2 tRNA genes and 1 rRNA gene are annotated in these 539 nt (G+C 47.9%); all 3 read left to right on the forward strand.

Annotation, left to right across the window (positions count from 1 at the left end):
• Positions 1 to 66: ribosomal RNA gene (locus F8N66_RS31345) — 16S ribosomal RNA — on the forward strand; the annotation flags it as partial.
• Positions 67 to 146: 80 nt separating this feature from the next.
• Positions 147 to 223, forward strand: a tRNA-Ile gene (locus tag F8N66_RS31350).
• 30 nt (positions 224 to 253) lie between these two features.
• A tRNA-Ala gene (locus F8N66_RS31355) sits at positions 254 to 329 on the forward strand.
• Positions 330 to 539: the final 210 nt, after the last annotated feature.

Raw genomic sequence — 539 nt, forward strand, 5'->3', positions numbered from 1 at the left:
TTCATGACTGGGGTGAAGTCGTAACAAGGTAGCCGTAGGGGAACCTGCGGCTGGATCACCTCCTTAATCGACGACTCAGCTGCACCATGAGCTCCCACACGAATTGCTTGATTCATTGAAGAAGACGATAGAAGCAGCCCGAAATTGGGTCTGTAGCTCAGTTGGTTAGAGCGCACCCCTGATAAGGGTGAGGTCGGCAGTTCGAATCTGCCCAGACCCACCAATTTTGTGTGGGAAACGCCTGTAGAAATACGGGGCCATAGCTCAGCTGGGAGAGCGCCTGCCTTGCACGCAGGAGGTCAACGGTTCGATCCCGTTTGGCTCCACCACTTACTGCTTCTGACGTATAAAGCTTAGAAATGAGCATTCCATCGAAGGATGGTGAATGTTGATTTCTAGTCTTTGACTAGATCGTTCTTTAAAAATTTGGGTATGTGATAGAAAGATAGACTGGACGTTACTTTCACTGGTAACGGATCAGGCTAAGGTAAAATTTGTGAGTTCTCTTAGTTGAGAAATTCGAATTTTCGGCGAATGTC

Origin of the sequence: Pseudomonas fluorescens (genome assembly GCF_902498195.1) — a bacterium.
Lineage (GTDB): Bacteria > Pseudomonadota > Gammaproteobacteria > Pseudomonadales > Pseudomonadaceae > Aquipseudomonas > Aquipseudomonas fluorescens_BU.